We start from the raw sequence: 16,283 nt of genomic DNA, 5'->3' as shown, positions 1-16,283 counted from the left end.
GGTCAACCTCTAGTAAGTTATTTCTTATTAAGAAAGGAGAGACAAAATAAGCAATCGCCTTCCTTGCGTAAGCTCCCAAAATGTAGATTACAAATGTGAAATCCTTCTTGGTACAGACGAGCAAGGTTGTCATAGCCTTCACCAATGTCCAGCGTTCGATCTCCAGCAGACAAGGTGGAGGTTGTCCCCTTTTTAACCTTCTCATCCTTCTTGTCTTTTTCCGCTGTTACATCTAAACGGCGTCTTAGATGTTCATTTTCAAGCTTTAAATAATGATTCTCTTCTAGTATTTCGGCTAAATGCTGCTTTAATTCCCCGAGTTGTTGGTAAAGATGGCCAATTTGTGTTTCCATATTACTAACTGATTCAAATATCTCTTTTTTATCCACGTCGCACACCTCTTAATCTGTGGATTGTATAGAAAAGGCACCTTCTTTATTGATTTCATCCAATGTATACTCCAGAACTCGATCCTGTTCCTTTAGTTCCACCTGAAGTAGCCGCTCTAATATATTTAATCCTACTACTTTTCCTCGACCTTGAGGAGTTTCAATCATTTCCCCTATATCAGGCAGCTGTGCTTTTGCTGCTTCATATTCATCATTTTCATATTTCAAACAACACATAAGCCTGCCGCATAATCCGGATATTTTAGTAGGGTTCAATGAAAGATTTTGATCCTTTGCCATTTTAATGGATACAGGGTCAAAGTCACCTAAAAATGTGGAACAGCATAGCATTCTTCCACATGGGCCAATTCCTCCGAGCATTTTCGCTTCGTCCCTAACACCGATTTGGCGCAGTTCAATTCTTGTCCGAAAAATAGCTGCTAAATCTTTTACTAACTCACGGAAATCAACTCTACCGTCAGCTGTAAAATAGAAAATCACTTTATTTCGGTCAAATGTATATTCAACATCGACTAATTTCATATCTAGTTGATGCCCATTTACTTTTTCATTACAAACATCATATGCTTCCTGGGCAGCTTGTTTATTTTCTTCTACAATCATTCGATCCTTATGATCTGCAATTCTTACTACCTTTTTTAAAGGCAGAACAACATCGTGCTCCTCAACCTGTTTACGCGGAACAACAGCCTTACCGTATTCAACCCCGCGAACCGTTTCGACTATCACGAAATCATCCTTTTGAATTGAGAGATCTCCTGGATCAAAATAATAGATTTTCCCCGCCTTTTTAAAGCGTACTCCTACAACATCATACAAATGAAGATCCCTCCTGCAAATTTAACACAAGCTCTTCCATCATTAGCTGTGGGTTCATATTGGCCTGCAGCTTCCTTTTTGCCTCGAGAATAGCCGACATTTGATCCGATAACCGCCGTCCGGATGTTTCAAGAGCATACTGCCTTAACACTTCACTTTCAGCTTTAAAGACGATTTGCTCCTGTTTATCTAATTGTATATATAATAAATCCTTAAAAATAAGAAGTAAAAGATCTAAACCACGATTAATCTGTTCTTTCTCTTTAAAGTGTGAGAACCAATCTCCTTGAAGTGTTACCATTGCTTCTAAGGGATTTTTTTTCAACACCTCATATAATTTTAACACTATTTTTTGAGCTTGTGCAAACCAATCATCGACATTTAATTCATATGCTTCATCAAGACTATTCGTCAACTGAGCTAATAACGGTGCCTTTATTGGATTTACGCCATTTTCAGTTAATTGATTAATCATAGATTGTGGAGATAATGGTTTAAATGATAATATTTGGCACCGTGAAAGAATGGTCGGCAGCAACTGCTGAAGCTGCTCTGTTAATAAAAAGGCAGTGGTTTGTGAATTTGGCTCTTCTAGAAACTTAAGCAAACTATTGGCTGCACTTACACTCATTTTGTCAGCATCGCTAATCATATAAACTTTTCTAGACGATTCTACCCCTTTTTTGGAGAACTCCTCTTGGAGGGCTTGGATTTGCTGCTTTTTTATCGATAATCCATCAGGCTCCAACTTATGAACATCAGGATGATTACCGCTGTTAATTCGCCGGCAATTATGACATATCTCACAAGGTTTATAGCCTTCTAGTACGGAATCGCAAAATAAAGCTTTTGTGATCAATAAAGCGATTTCTTTTTTCCCAGTCCCTCTGATTCCCTCAAGTAAATAGGCATGGGCCACACGATTCTTCAACAAACTGTTCTTTAGCATTTTTAGCACGGCAGGCTGCAGCTCTTCTAATTGATCCCATGTTTTTACCAAGTTTATCACTCTCTTACAAATAGTAATGTTTTAAAAATGCATATATTGTTCAATTGGCAGAACGAAAACCGTAGCACCGCCAACCTCAACTTCAACAGGATATGGAACAAAAGAGTCTGCATTTCCACCCATAGGTGAAACAGGTGCCACTAATTGGTCGCGTGATTTACAGTTATCTTTAATGATTTGCAAGGCACGATCCACACGAATATCCTCTGTCCCAATCATAAAGGTGGTATTGCCAGATTTCAAAAAGCCGCCTGTAGTTGCCAGCTTCGTTGCTCTAAAATTATGATCAACCAGTGCTTTTGATAATCTGTTGCTATCCTGATCTTGTACAACAGCAATGATAAGTTTCATCTCTACCAACCCCTCCAAAAACATTTTCATTTATCTTTCCTACATTATAACAGGTATTTGTCCTTGACACATTCATATTCGACAGCTTACTGTTGTGAAAGTTGTCTGAAAATAGATTTTCAGATAACTCTAATTGACAATGATTTCAAAAAACAAGGTAATATTATATAATAAGATATTATTTTTCCCTAGAAAGGCGAACAATCAATGCTGAATCAACTAAAAAAATGGAATACCTTACGAAACCAAATTTTGTTTATTTTCCTACTAGTTATGATTATTGTTCTCTTGATTGTCAGTCTTCTTACCTTGAGACATGTTTCCTCATTATTGAAAAATAATGCAGAAAAGCAAATCCAACAAGTAGCCATTGAAGCAAACGGTCGAATTGAATCGCTTTATGAGCAAATAAACATGTCCTCAAAGCTTGTGATAACGGATGAACAGGTTCAACAGATTTTAACGGATGTCGATCAGAGAGAAGAAGTAACCTTTAGTGACCGTCAACTTTTAATGGCGAAGGTTAACAGAATTATAGGAAATACAGATGGAATCTTTTCCGTTCAGCTCTTTGCAGGCAAACAGCAGCGCATTCTCCCCCTTGATGAAGACTCATTATTGAATAAAATTGATAGAAAGTGGATTAATGAGGCAAATACTGCTAAGGGAAAACTCGTTTGGATTGGTGAGGATCCAATGGATAAAAACTATTTTCTTGCCATTCGCAGTGTGAATTTAATAGAAAAACAATATAAGAATGGCGGTTATCTTTTAATTAGTATAAATCGTAATCATTTTACATTTGCAAATGAAACATACGAAAACGAACAGTACTCCATTCTTTTAGACCAAGACCAAAAGCCAATCATCCAAAATTATCGTGGAGACACCACCAGCATTACTGAAAGTGATGATAATATCGTTCAACTAAATCAACAAGATTATATGGTAACAAGGCATACATCCAATCTCACAGGGTGGACCGTGCTTATTTTAACCCCTGTAAGTGAACTTACAGAAGGAATGTCAAGGATTCGGACAGGAATTATTTTATCTGGGATAGTTGGCGTATTTATTTTTACAATAAGCTCCTTTTTCCTTTCAACAATCATTACAAGACCCATTATAAAATTAACAAAGACCATGCAGCATGCAGGAGAAGGTTCATTAACACTGAATCCAAGTGTTTCTTCTGTAAATGAAATTAACGAATTAAACAGTACATATAATCAGCTTGTAAAAGAAACCAATCACTTAATTCAGATGGTGTATCAAAAGGAGCTTTTACGGAGCCGTAGTGAATTAAAAGCCCTTCAAGCACAAATTAATCCGCATTTTCTCTTCAATACATTGGATGCCCTTCATTGGTCACTTGAAGAAAAAGATGAAGAAGAATTATCTGAGCTTGTCCTGTCTATGTCCAATTTATTTCGTTATACCATTACAAAAGAAACCGATGATGACTGGGTATTTTTAAAAGATGAAATCAAGCATATAGGCGACTATATGGAAATTATGAAAATGCGTTTTGGTGATAGATTACAATGGCAGGTACTACTTCCCTTAGAGTATGAGCTTGTAAGAATACCCAAATTGATTATTCAACCTTTGGTAGAAAACGCCATCTTACACGGAGCAGGGAACAAGGTCGGAGATTGTTTGGTTTCCATAAATGTTATACCGGTTAAGCGGGAAGACAAAGAATATATTTGCATCTCTATTCAAGATAATGGTCCCGGTATGGACAAGGACCGTCTGGAGTGGATTATTCAATCAATGAAAACGGGTGGTACTTCCTCAGTAAATGGAAAAGGAATGGCCATTTCCAATGTCTACAAGCGCCTAAAATTATATTACCAAGAAATTTCACATTCAGACATTTTAATTGAGAGTGAAGTAAACATCGGAACAAGGATTTCGTTTGAAATACCGATTGATGGAGGGGAATAAAATGGTTACCAAAAACATCCTAATTGTTGATGATGAGCCAAAAACTAGACAAGGCTTACAGAGAACGTTGGAAAATTGGAATAATGGGGAATTTACTATCCTCACCGCCCAGAGTGGTGAGGAAGTTATGAGGATTGCAGAAAGTATGAAGATTCATATTTTGCTTTCTGATATCCGCATGCCTGAAATGTCAGGATTGCAGCTGCTAAAAAACATGAAAGAAAAAGGATTCTCTCCCGTAGTGATTGTTATCTCTGCTTACTCTGAGTTTAAATATGCTCAGGAAGCGTTAAGACTCGGTGTAGTGAATTATCTTTTAAAGCCGATTGGGAAAACAAAGCTAATTGAAGCAGTAGAAGAAGCTGTTAAGGTTATGGAGAAGCAAGTACGAACAGGACTGATTGAAAAAGTGGTGGATGAAAAAATAGTCGATACCAACAACAAAATGGACTCAACGAAGGATTCCATTCGTAAAGCCATAGCCTATATTGATCAGCATCTAAAGGATGAATTGACCCTAAAGGACGTAGCTTCTCATGTTCATTTGAATCCAAGTTATTTAAGCGTGTTGTTCAAGGAGCAAGCGAATCTAAACTTTAGTGAATATGTAACAAGAAGAAGAATTCAGCGGGCAAAGGAATTAGTGATTTCAACCAGTCTGCCGATAAATGAAATTGCTGATGAAGTCGGCTATAAAACCTCTAAATACTTTATAAAAATCTTCAAGGAAATTGAAGGTATCACTCCAAGTACTTATCGGAAAGCGAACAATGAGAGCGTTTTCTAAAAATGGTGGTACTTTTCCTAATCTTAGTTCCCTTTTTTGATTATTCCTTAGGTGGTAGACTTAAAGAAGAGTTAGGTAGTAATCAAAATACAAAAAGGGGGCTTTAATTTAATGAAAAAGAAAGCGTTTACCACTCTATTATCTTTGGCATTAATGGGCGGTTTGGTTTTAGGCGGCTGTTCATCTTCAGGTAAATCTGAGGATTCAAGCAAATCGAACAGTGACAAAACAGTTGTTAAAATGATGCATTTATGGCCTGAGGGAAGTGCAAAAGCTCAGTATACAATTGTGGATGACATTATTAAAACGTATGAAAAAGAACATCCCGATATCGATATTCAAACAGAAATACTAGCAAATGAACAATACAAAGAAAAAATCAAGGTATTATCTGCTTCAAATGAGCTTCCGGACATTGGGATTACTTGGGCTGCTGGATATATGAAACCTTTCGTTGAAGGAAATATGTTTACACCATTAGATGATATTGCCCAAGAGGATAAATTCGTTGCTGGTACACTTGATGCATTTTCAGTTGATGAAAAGCCATACGCTTTACCGCTTGAATTAAACATTGCCCCCGTGTATTACAACAAAGAAATTTTCAAAAAGTATGACTTAGAAGTTCCAAAAACATATGATGAGTTTTTAAAAGTTGTTAAAACACTTGCAGATAAAGGGGTTACCCCAATCACTTTAGGAAACAAAGATCGCTGGACTGGCTCTATGTGGTATATGTACCTTGCAGACCGCATCGGAGGTCCTGAAACATTAAATAAAGCAATCAATCGTACCGGCAGTTTTGAAGATCCAGCTTTAGTTAAAGCAGCGGAAGAAATTTCAAAACTTGTTGATATGGATGCCTTTGTTAAAGGATTTAACGGACTTTCAAACGATGAGGCAAAAGGTTACTTTATGAATGAGCAAGCTGCCATGTACATTATGGGTACCTGGGAGTTACCAAACTATACTACTAGCCCAGATGTTGACCAGAAATTTAAAGACAAAGTTGGTTACTTCAAGTTTCCTACTTATGAAGGCGGAAAAGGCAACATTGATAGCTTTGTAGGAGGACCTGGAGTTGCTTTATTCGTATCTGAACAATCTAAAGTAAAAGATGAAGCGAAGGAATTTGTTTCATACTTAGTTGAAGAATGGGGCAAACGTTCCGTTGTTGAAGCTGGTGTTATTCCAGCAACAACTGTTGATACAACCGGCAGCGATCTTGCACAAATGTACATTGACATTCTGAATGATTTAGGAAAGGCTACTAATATTACACTTTATGCGGATGTTCAAATGTCTGCTGGCGTTGCTGATGTGCACTTAAATCAGATTCAAGCATTATTTGGCGGACAATCATCACCTAAAGAGTTTACAAAAAAACAAGAAGAGGCTCTTGCTTCTGAGAAATAAATTCTTTGCAAGAGGGCATATTGTTGAAAAATATGTCCTCTTTTCTATAGAAAGGTAGGGGACGAACCAACATGAAAAATGTTATGTCGAATAAATTCGTTATCACCCTTTATACTCTCCCGGCTTTACTTCTCATTTTAGTCCTTATCTATATACCTATTACATTATCAGGTTATTACGGTCTCATGGATTGGGACGGAATTGGAGAGATGAAGTTTATTGGGTTAGAAAATTATGTCACCCTCGTTCAGGATAAGGTTTTCTGGACAAGTACCTGGCATTCTTTTCAATTAGCCATTTTCTCTGCGGCTAGTTTACTGCTATACTTAGGGATTTCACTTGTTCTAGCCAGCAAAATTAAGGGCTCGGATTTACTACGTAAGATTTATTTAATTCCAATGCTCTTATCATCTGTTGCGATTGCCCAGCTTTGGATGAAGATTTTTGACCCAAATAACGGAATGGCCAACAAATTGCTTGAAATGTTTGGCATGGAAAATACACCATTATGGTTAGCGGATCCAAATATTGCCCTTTATTCTATTTTCATCCCAGTTATCTGGCAGTATGCAGGATTTTATATTCTTATTTATTACGCAGCATTAAAAAATGTACCTGACGAAGTAATCGAAGCAGCGAAAATTGATGGAGCTAACGCATTACAAATCGCTTTTAGAATTAAATTACCACTCATTTCTGGCGTATTTAAAGTAACGATTATGCTGGCAGTAGTTGGATCATTGAAATATTTTGACCTGATTTATGTAATGACTGGTGGAGGACCTAACGGAGCAAGTGAAGTAATGGCCTCATATATGTACAAGGAAGCATTTAAATTAAATAACTTCGGTTACGGTAGTGCAATCGGTTTTGGACTATTAGTAATCTGTCTGGTTATGACTTGGCTAACTTCGAAACTAACGAAATCTAATGATGATGTTCAATTTTAAGGGGGAGTGAAACAAGATGAGTAAGGTTAGTACACAACTAGTAACAACAAACCATTCCGTACCCGAAACTACAAAGAAATCTTACTTGAACAAAATCGGATTTGGATTTCTTTATCTAATATTAGGGTTATTTGCTATTATTCAGATCTACCCATTGATTTGGCTGGTTTTCTTTTCACTGAAAAACAATCAAGAAGTATTTGGTATGTCTCCTTTCTCTCTACCACAAAATCCACATTGGGAGAACTATACAAGAGCATGGACTTCAGGGAATATTGGAGTATACTTTTTCAACAGTGTCTGGATTACGATATTATCAGTCGCCCTTACCACCATCCTTGCTAGTTTCGTAACGTTTGCTGTAACACGGATGTATTGGAAACTAAGTGGTCTAGTGCTTGGATTATTTTTAGTCGCTTACATGATACCGTTGCATTCAACAATCATTCCTTTGTTTAACATGTATAACAATGTCAATTTAATTGATAGTCCAGTATCGATTGTATTGTCGTACACAACCTTTAACTTACCATTAACGATTATGATCCTGCTTGGTTTTTATAGAACGTTCCCACGTGAAATTGAGGAAGCTGCAGTTATGGATGGATGCTCGGTGCACCGAATCTTCTTCCAAATTACTCTGCCAATGACCGTGCCCGTACTATCGACCACTGCGATCATTAACATGATTTATAACTGGAATGAATTCGTCTTTGTAAACACATTCATTAGTTCTGATAAATGGAAAACACTAACTGTTGGTATCAACAACTTCGTTGGACAATATTTAACGGATTGGGGTGCCATTGGTGCCACTCTTGTCATCAGTATTGTACCAATCCTGCTAACCTTCTTATTTTTAAGCAATAAGATTGTTGAAGGTATGGCAGCCGGATCAGTAAAAGGCTGATTAGTAAGGAATTATTTCCACAAATACAGAAGACAGATAGAAAGGTTTCTTCTTTTACAAGAAACTCTTTCTATCTGTCTTTTTAGTTGAACAATAATTATGAATTAGGTCATCTGTTTCTTTTTGTCTACTTTATTAAAAGCAAGATACCCTGATGCCATTATTATTGCTGCAGAGAGGCTGCCACCGAAGAAGAAGCCTAAGCCTGGGATGAATTTTATCACAAAGAACATAGCAGCTATCCCAGCAATCATTACTAGATTTTCAAGAGGGTTTATGAGCATCATTAAGAATGAATTTTTAATGATTTGTACCAGTTTTAATTCATAATGAACGTAAACCGGAAACAGGTAGAACATAGTCATGACTACAGCAAACATAAACATATAAATAGGGATTTGGATGGCATTCGTAAAACCGTTCCCCAAATTCCTCATGAAAACTAAATCTAAAACAATAAGCCCGCTTACAATCGCAACGAGTAAGCCTAGCATATTACTACGAAGAAACTCCGATTTATAGGTTGTCCAAAAGGTTCGAAAAATCGGTATGTCCCCTTCTCCCATTATCCATTTCCGAATTACTGTGAACATCGAAATCGTTGCAGGAAAAAAACCAAGAAGTATTAGACCCACCAGAGAAAATCCAATCCACAATAAATTTATATAAGCAAATTTGGCAATCCATTCAGTCGCTGAATAGATTCGATTTACTGATTTAGTTCCATTCAATCTAGTCCCTCCAAACAAGCAAAATAATTTAAAAAGATATCTAAAAAACCAAAGGAAGCACAGTATGATTCAATGTGCTTCCTCTAATATACTATTATTCAGATCATTTTAATAGTTCACTGACGGTAACAAGCTGATAGTCTTGTGAAGTTAATTCAGAAACAAGCATTCGAACTGCTTCTATAGTTTGTGAACGGTCACCAAAGCCATCATGGAAAATGAAGATACCTCCATTTTTTACAACGGCCCTCGACTTTTTCAAGATATGTTCCACGCCGGGCTGTTCCCAGTCCTGTGCTTCTAAGTTTAGCGCACCAATCATAGAATATCCCTTCTGCTGCACTATCGAAACTGTATCCTGGTTATAGTCTAGGTATGGAGGACGAAAAACGACAGGTTTCTGCCCAGTCATATTCTCTATTAATTTTTCTGTTTGGTCAATTTCCTCTCGACAATCTTCTAGGCTTAATTGGGATAGCTTTGGATGGGTGAAAGTATGATTTCCAATTTCATGTCCCTGTTCTGCAACTTGTTTGACAACCTCAGGATGATTTCTCATTTGTTCACCTATCATAAAGAAAGTTGCCTTTCCCTTTGCTTCCGCAAAAATGTCTAAAATTTGTTGAGTGTAAACCGGATTTGGACCATCATCAAATGTAATGGCAACTACCCTCTGCGATATATTAATTTCATTAATCATACGTGCACACTCCCTTAATAAGGGCCTCTAATAAAGTCCTGTACCTTTTCCTGATAGAAACGTTGTATCTCTTGCTTTTCTTCTGCTGAGAATGGCATAGTATCCAAAGCAGAGAGATTGTCCTCGACTTGTTTGACATTTTTAAATCCAGGAATGATACATGTAATTTCTTTTTGATCTAGAATCCAGCGCAGTGCTGCACTAGCCATTGATTTACGGCCTTCTGCAATCCACTTTAACTCAGAGGCTAATTCAACTCCCTTTCTGAAACCAAGACCAGCAAAGGTTTCCCCTACATTAAAAGCCTCTCCATTTTCATTAAAGCGGCGATGATCATCCGCTTCAAAAACATGATCAGAAGTAAATTTACCAGTCAGTAGTCCACTTGCAAGCGGTAATCGAACGAGAAGTCCTACCCCTTTTTGATAAGCCTCAGGCAGCAGCTTTTCTAATGGCTTTTGACGGAACATATTAAAAATAACCTGCAGGCTTTTAACATTAGGATATTCTAAACAAATAAGTCCCTCTTCTACGGTTTCAACACTAACTCCATAATGACGGATCTTACCTTCCTTCTTCAGGCGATCTAGTACTTCAAAGACACTGCCATCTTTCAAAATCTCTGTTGCAGGGCAATGAATTTGATACAAATCAATGGCTTCCCTGTTTAAACGGCGGAGGCTGTCTTCACAATAGGAGCTTACTTTTTCATAGCTATAATTCTGCGGATCAAAAATATCACCCTGACGGCAGAACTTGGTTGCCACATGTATCTGATCTTCCCTGCCCTTTGTGGCCTTGGCCAATAGTTCTTCACTATGACCGTCCCCGTATACATCTGCTGTATCGAAAAAGTTCACACCTTGGTCAATCGCATATTCTAAGGATTTCAGGGCCTCCATATCACTCGTCCTGCCCCATGAACCTCCTATCGCCCATGTTCCGAAGCTAACTTCACTGATCTTTATTCCTGTATTACCTAATTCACGATAATTCATTGTGACAACTCCTTATTATTCATTTCTAGATTTCTTCTACAGTTCAGTAACTCCAAACCTATATTTGGTTATCGAATTATATTGTTGACCCTTTTCCAATATTGTAGAAGGAAAATTTGGGTGATGTATTGCATCAGGCAGTCCTTGTGTTTCCAAGCATATTCCAAGATGTTTTCTAGATTGAGTTCCTCGAATTACACCATCTGTACTTAAAGAGTTTCCTGAATATAATACTACTCCAACCTCATCTGTTTCGATGGTTAAGGTTCGACCACTTTCAGGGTCTTTTAGCACGATTTCATTGTCATGATTTTTATTTAATAGAAATGGATGGTCATATCCATTCCCTGCCAGAAGGTTTTGTGGATGGCCAGATACTACCCCAGTTTCTATAATCCTTTCCTCCCTAAAATCAAAAGGAGTATTTTCTACATCTTTAAAAATTCCTGTTGGTAGAAGATCCTCACCTAACTCAAGGAATCTATCGCTTTTTATTTTTAAGGAATGACTTAAAATGTCTCTTTTTAGGTCGCCGCTTAAATTAAAATACGAATGATTGGTTACATTTAGCAATGTTTTCTGATCTGTATGACTCGAATAATGTATAGAAAGCTCATTCTCATTATTAAGCATATAGGCAACTTTAATCGTTAAATTACCTGGATACCCTTCTTCCCCATCGGGACTTACGTAAGAAAACTGTACTCCAACTTCATGGTCGTTTTCAATGATTTCTGCATCCCAAACTACTTTATCGAATCCTTTACTCCCGCCATGGAGATGGTTGCCATTGTCATTTTTAACTAAAGAATACTCCTGGCCATCAAGCTCAAATACCCCTCCTTTTATCCTCCCTGCCACACGGCCGCAAACCGCTCCAAAAAAGGAAGGATTTTTTTCATATTCAGCAAAGGAGTCATATCCAAGAACGATATTTTCATAATTCCCTACTTTATCGGGAGTAATAATTTTAGTAATAATACATCCATAGTTCATCGCAGTAATCTCGACCCCATGATCATTGACTAATGTATAGGAATGAATGGTTTTATTCTCCATTTGACCAAAATTTTCATAACTGACCTTCATCTTTATCTTCCTTTCTACTTTTACCTTCTTTTACCGTTCAAAGCGGAACCAGCCAAAGTCAAAGTTAGAACCTGGCAGGAATATGAAGGTTACTTTTTGTACTTCGGTTATTCTTTCTAATTCAAATACTCGTTCTTCGTATTCATCTGATTGAGTGAATTCAACTACTTGATTGCTTTCGCCATCCTGATTGGCTAGTCGGATATGAATTGTATTTTTATCAATCGGCGATCTACCAAATAGGACAATTTTCGTAGCACCTTTACTTGTAAAATCCAACTCATCAAATTCTAGAGAGACATTATTGCCTATACCTTCCACGTAATGGTCTCTCAGAACATATGTATCACCATAGATGTGATCACATTCAGCTGCATTATTTTGGTTAAAGGCACGATTCTGTTTTTCGAAGGAAAATCCTTTTAGATGCACCTTCTTTTGAAGAACAAAACAAATCGAAGTAATGCCGCAGAGTCTCTTTGACAAACGATAGGTTTCTGTTTGATATACATTCCACTTTGATTCTTTTTGATAGATGACGTCGGCTACTAATTCACTTCCATCCTCATCAGGCATTCCCTCCCATATTTGTAGGGAATATTCTTCACTTGATAAAGCAAAAATCGGAAGTGTGATGGTGTCAGAGCCATAGTGGCCAAAGTCAATGTCATGAAAACCTACCTGGGTCTCACCATCCCGACTTGTCGCTACTCCTCTTTCGTTTCCGTTTCCTACTTCCCCTTTGCTATAATCATATAGCCCTGCTGAGATAAAACCATATGGATCTTTATAGGCTGTTCCTAGACCCTCTGCGATGAATTCCAATTGGGATATAAGCTTTGTCTTGTCCGTACCATTCTTGCTCGTACAACGCACTCTAAAGTCACCATCACCTAAAGAGGTAATTTTTGCTTCATGACCAAAAGCCTCTACCCTAGCAATATTTGATACGATTCCTGCTTCATTCACAACGCTCCACTCAACATCCTGATAAATTGTATCCGCTGGGTGTAATTTTGCCCGAACCACCATTTCCTTCTTTGTTTCATCAAACAATTGTCCAGCATCGCTGATAATTTCAATCTTGCGAACCGGTATTTCCTCAGCACTTCCCATCACGACAGGTGCGTCACGATTGTACATATGCGCAGAGATTCCCTTTACGGCTTCACCAGTAGGAAGAGACTCAAATTCTACTAATTGGGTTTTAAAACCATTAGAGGATACTTCCATCTGAACCTTTCCCGGCTCCAAGCTTGCACCGATGATGGCCATTAACTTCCCGCTGAATAATCGTCTGCTTTTCCCTTTATACTGGTCATAATCTGTACTATCCCCATTATCCAGCCCAAGCAAACGACCTGCCCCAGTAACCTCGACATTTACCCGGTTAGTAGCATTCTCTACTGGATTGCCATTTTCATCTTCCATACTGATTTCGACAAAGATTAAATCCGTTCCATCTGCACTAAGTTCATTTTTATCGGCTTGCAGGCATATCTCCTTTGCATTTCCAAAGGATCTTTTTACATCCGTTGCAATTACTTTTCCTGTTTCATCAAAGGCAAATGCCCTTAATTCTCCCTCTTGATAAGGGAGCTTCCACCATCCAACCAGGTCTGTCCCATGTTCATGGTCAATATCATGGGTACCAACTGTAACACCATTGAATTGCAGTTCAATTTTAGGTGCATTCGAGCATACCCTTACATCGATGGTTTGACCATTATTAAAATCCCAATATGGAAAAATGTGCACCATCGGGCTTGTCTTGTAATCTGTCCATTCTGCTTGGTAAATGTAATAGGAATCCTTTTTAAAAGTTGCCGTATCAATTTGCCCTAGGTAGGAGTTCTTCGTATGATATGGCGTTGGTTCACCGATATAGTCAAATCCTGTCCAAATAAATTGACCGAGCGAGAAAGGTGTGTCTCGATCTGCTATTATACAAGCTTCGGTTGACTTTGCTCCCCAGCTTGTAGAACTATTTCCAAGTGCAGAACATTGCTCATCATCGTCTGCCAGTATGGATTTCTCAAAAGGGAAGTGATAGATTCCTCTGCTTTGGACGACAGACGCAGTTTCACTGCCATAGATAATCCAATCCGGATGCTCTTCATGATGTTTTTGATAATACTTTTCTGCATAGTTATAGCCTGCTACCTTGACGATGTCCGCACATTTTTGAGCATTCTCCCACGGCATAAAATTAGATCCAATGGTCACAATTGCATTTTCCTTCGGGTCATATTTTCGTACTTCTTCCAAAAGCATTTTTGTTATTTCTTGCCCTCTTTGATCGGCATGGGTATCATAAATTTCATTTCCTATGCTCCACATCATCAGGCTAGGATGATTCCGGTCCCTTATTACCCAGCTTTTGACATCTAATGGAGCCCATTCCTTAAAAAATCTTGCGTAATCATAAGGAGTTTTTGAACGTTCCCACATATCAAATGCTTCTGAAACTACTAGCATGCCCATCTCATCCGCTAAGTCCATCAATTCTTTTGCAGGCATATTGTGAGCTGTCCGGATGGCGTTAACACCCATCTCCTTCAATATGTTAAACCTTCTTTTTAGAGCTGTTTTATTGAATGCGGCTCCTAGGGCTCCCAAATCATGATGTTCACAAACACCATTTAATTTCATCCTTTTCCCATTTAAGAGAAAACCTTGCTGGTGATCAAGGTTAATGGTTCGAAATCCAATATTCTGGGATATCGATTCAATATTCTGGACCTTTCCAACCGGCTGTAGATGAGTTGTGAGCTGATAAAGATTCGGTTCATCCGGGCTCCAAACATCCGGATCTTTGACCATTAGCCTTTGCCGGTTCTGTTTATTAGAATAAATGCCTGCTAAGACGATTTCCGAAGTAGACGCAATTAGTTGATTCTTATAGAAAATCGTATGGAAGAGCTGTACATCCTCATTGATGTTTAAGTCTGTATCAACTTCTACCTCCCAGCCATCCTCTTTCAGTCTCGTGGTTATGTAAATCCCATCACTTTCAATATAGGTATTAGCCCTGGTCTTTAGCCATACATTGCGATAGATGCCCGCACCCGAGTACCATCGGCTATTTGGGCTCTGGTGTACGACCTTGACTAGGATTTCATTTTCCCCCTCGATGAGCTTCTCTGTGACCTCGTGTTCAAATGAGGAATAACCGTATTTCCATTCACCAATAAACTGCTGATTCACATATAGGGAAGAATCCATATAAACACCATCAAAACATAAAAGAACCTGCGCTTCCTCTTTCGTATATGTAAATGTTTTACGATACCAGCCGATACTGTTTTCATAAAGATCCAATGTATTATAGATAAGCCAATCATGTGGCAAGTCGACTGGTTCAAATTTCAACGTTGCGCTATCTGTAATCTCCAGGCTGCTTTTGGCAAATTCCCAGCCATCATTAAAAAGGGTTTTCTGGTTCATGTTGGTGTACTCCTTTTAATCTAGTTTCGACCGGTCCCACTTAAAACCGATTTCCTTTAAGAAAGCTTTGGCCAATACGATATGGCCAGCAGGTGATGGATGGACACGATCCCAAGCCAATGCTGCCGGATATAAGTTCTTTAACACTTCATTAAATGCAGCTTGTGAATCCACGAATAAACAACCATACTCTTCTGCTATTTTTTTGACCACTTGTCCGTATTTATCCATGGTCTTCCGCATTTGATCCTGTTCATTGGTTTCTAAATAAAATGGGGTCATTAGTACAAGCCCCTTAACTTTTGGCTTCGTCTCAATCACGAGTTTTCGCAGCGTTTCCTCATATTCTTCTATATAAACATGCTTTTCTTTAATAAAAGGGACATCATATTGACGCCAAACATCATTAATACCAATCATAATGGCTAACCAGTCGGGTTCCTGTTCCATTACATCATCCTGCCATCTGTTCTTTAAATCACGAACCGTATTCCCACTGATTCCCTTATTCACCACGCGAATTCCCAGTTCAGGATAAACTGCTAACAAGAGCGCATTTACATACGAAACATAGCCATTCCCAAGAGCACCGAACAATCCCTCGCCCTCTGGCTTGGCACGGTCGCAATCGGTTATGGAATCACCGATAATTAATAGTTTTTGACCTTTTTCGATTTTCAATTTACTATTCCTCCTAATTACACGGATTCTACTAA

General features: G+C 38.2%; 15 protein-coding genes. 5 read left to right on the top strand and 10 right to left on the bottom strand.

Features of this window, described 5'->3' with window-relative positions; translation table 11 throughout:
- Window positions 1-17: 17 nt before the first annotated feature.
- The 4 genes from yabA to M3189_RS23215 are packed head-to-tail and all read right to left on the bottom strand — an operon-like array spanning window position 18 to window position 2,589.
- The gene (gene yabA / locus M3189_RS23230; protein WP_251638539.1) at window positions 18-389 is read right to left on the bottom strand and encodes a DNA replication initiation control protein YabA; all 372 of its coding nucleotides are present in this window, start codon (window positions 387-389) and stop codon (window positions 18-20) included.
- 12 nt (window positions 390-401) lie between these two features.
- Window positions 402-1,229, bottom strand: a complete 828-nt coding sequence (locus tag M3189_RS23225) for a PSP1 domain-containing protein (RefSeq protein ID WP_251638537.1) — start codon at window positions 1,227-1,229, stop codon at window positions 402-404.
- Window positions 1,222-2,229: a DNA polymerase III subunit delta' gene (gene holB / locus M3189_RS23220; protein ID WP_251638535.1), complete on the bottom strand. Its 1,008-nt coding sequence runs from the start codon at window positions 2,227-2,229 to the stop codon at window positions 1,222-1,224. The genes M3189_RS23225 and holB overlap by 8 nt, the downstream gene beginning before the upstream one ends.
- 30 nt (window positions 2,230-2,259) lie before the next feature.
- Window positions 2,260-2,589: a cyclic-di-AMP receptor gene (locus tag M3189_RS23215; protein ID WP_090767872.1), complete on the bottom strand. Its 330-nt coding sequence runs from the start codon at window positions 2,587-2,589 to the stop codon at window positions 2,260-2,262.
- Between the two features lie 207 nt (window positions 2,590-2,796).
- On the opposite strand from M3189_RS23215, the gene M3189_RS23210 reads away from it, so the two are divergent.
- From M3189_RS23210 to M3189_RS23190, 5 genes are all read left to right on the top strand, one after another.
- Window positions 2,797-4,539, top strand: a complete 1,743-nt coding sequence (locus M3189_RS23210; protein WP_251638533.1) for a sensor histidine kinase — start codon at window positions 2,797-2,799, stop codon at window positions 4,537-4,539.
- 1 nt (window position 4,540) lies between these two features.
- Window positions 4,541-5,326, top strand: coding sequence for a response regulator transcription factor (locus tag M3189_RS23205; RefSeq protein WP_251638531.1), 786 nt, complete (start codon window positions 4,541-4,543; stop codon window positions 5,324-5,326).
- Window positions 5,327-5,437: 111 nt separating this feature from the next.
- Window positions 5,438-6,742, top strand: coding sequence for an extracellular solute-binding protein (locus tag M3189_RS23200; protein ID WP_251638529.1), 1,305 nt, complete (start codon window positions 5,438-5,440; stop codon window positions 6,740-6,742).
- A 71-nt stretch (window positions 6,743-6,813) separates the two neighbouring features.
- The gene (locus M3189_RS23195) at window positions 6,814-7,692 is read left to right on the top strand and encodes a carbohydrate ABC transporter permease (RefSeq protein ID WP_251638527.1); all 879 of its coding nucleotides are present in this window, start codon (window positions 6,814-6,816) and stop codon (window positions 7,690-7,692) included.
- Window positions 7,693-7,708: 16 nt separating this feature from the next.
- Window positions 7,709-8,602: a carbohydrate ABC transporter permease gene (locus M3189_RS23190; protein WP_251638525.1), complete on the top strand. Its 894-nt coding sequence runs from the start codon at window positions 7,709-7,711 to the stop codon at window positions 8,600-8,602.
- A gap of 104 nt (window positions 8,603-8,706) precedes the next feature.
- On the opposite strand, the gene M3189_RS23185 is transcribed toward M3189_RS23190, so the two are convergent.
- The 6 genes from M3189_RS23185 to M3189_RS23160 all read right to left on the bottom strand — a co-directional run bounded on the left by M3189_RS23185 (window position 8,707) and on the right by M3189_RS23160 (window position 16,248).
- A complete protein-coding gene (locus M3189_RS23185; protein ID WP_251638523.1) occupies window positions 8,707-9,333 on the bottom strand; it encodes a YesL family protein in 627 nt (208 codons plus the stop codon).
- Between the two features lie 103 nt (window positions 9,334-9,436).
- The gene (locus M3189_RS23180; protein WP_251638521.1) at window positions 9,437-10,033 is read right to left on the bottom strand and encodes a polysaccharide deacetylase family protein; all 597 of its coding nucleotides are present in this window, start codon (window positions 10,031-10,033) and stop codon (window positions 9,437-9,439) included.
- A gap of 14 nt (window positions 10,034-10,047) precedes the next feature.
- On the bottom strand, window positions 10,048-11,031 hold the full coding sequence (locus M3189_RS23175) for an aldo/keto reductase (protein ID WP_251638519.1): 984 nt from the start codon (window positions 11,029-11,031) through the stop codon (window positions 10,048-10,050).
- Window positions 11,032-11,067: 36 nt separating this feature from the next.
- Entirely contained in the window at window positions 11,068-12,120 is a 1,053-nt protein-coding gene (locus M3189_RS23170) for an aldose epimerase family protein (RefSeq protein ID WP_251638517.1), read from the bottom strand.
- 30 nt (window positions 12,121-12,150) lie between these two features.
- A complete protein-coding gene (locus tag M3189_RS23165; protein WP_251638515.1) occupies window positions 12,151-15,567 on the bottom strand; it encodes a glycoside hydrolase family 2 TIM barrel-domain containing protein in 3,417 nt (1,138 codons plus the stop codon).
- A 15-nt stretch (window positions 15,568-15,582) separates the two neighbouring features.
- Window positions 15,583-16,248, bottom strand: coding sequence for an SGNH/GDSL hydrolase family protein (locus tag M3189_RS23160; RefSeq protein ID WP_251638513.1), 666 nt, complete (start codon window positions 16,246-16,248; stop codon window positions 15,583-15,585).
- Window positions 16,249-16,283: the final 35 nt, after the last annotated feature.

The sequence above is a fragment of the Neobacillus niacini genome, from assembly GCF_023715415.1.
GTDB classification, from domain to species: Bacteria; Bacillota; Bacilli; order Bacillales; family Cytobacillaceae; genus Neobacillus; species Neobacillus niacini_C.
Note: the sequence above shows the minus strand (reverse complement) of the source record. Positions and strands in the feature narration are given on the sequence as shown.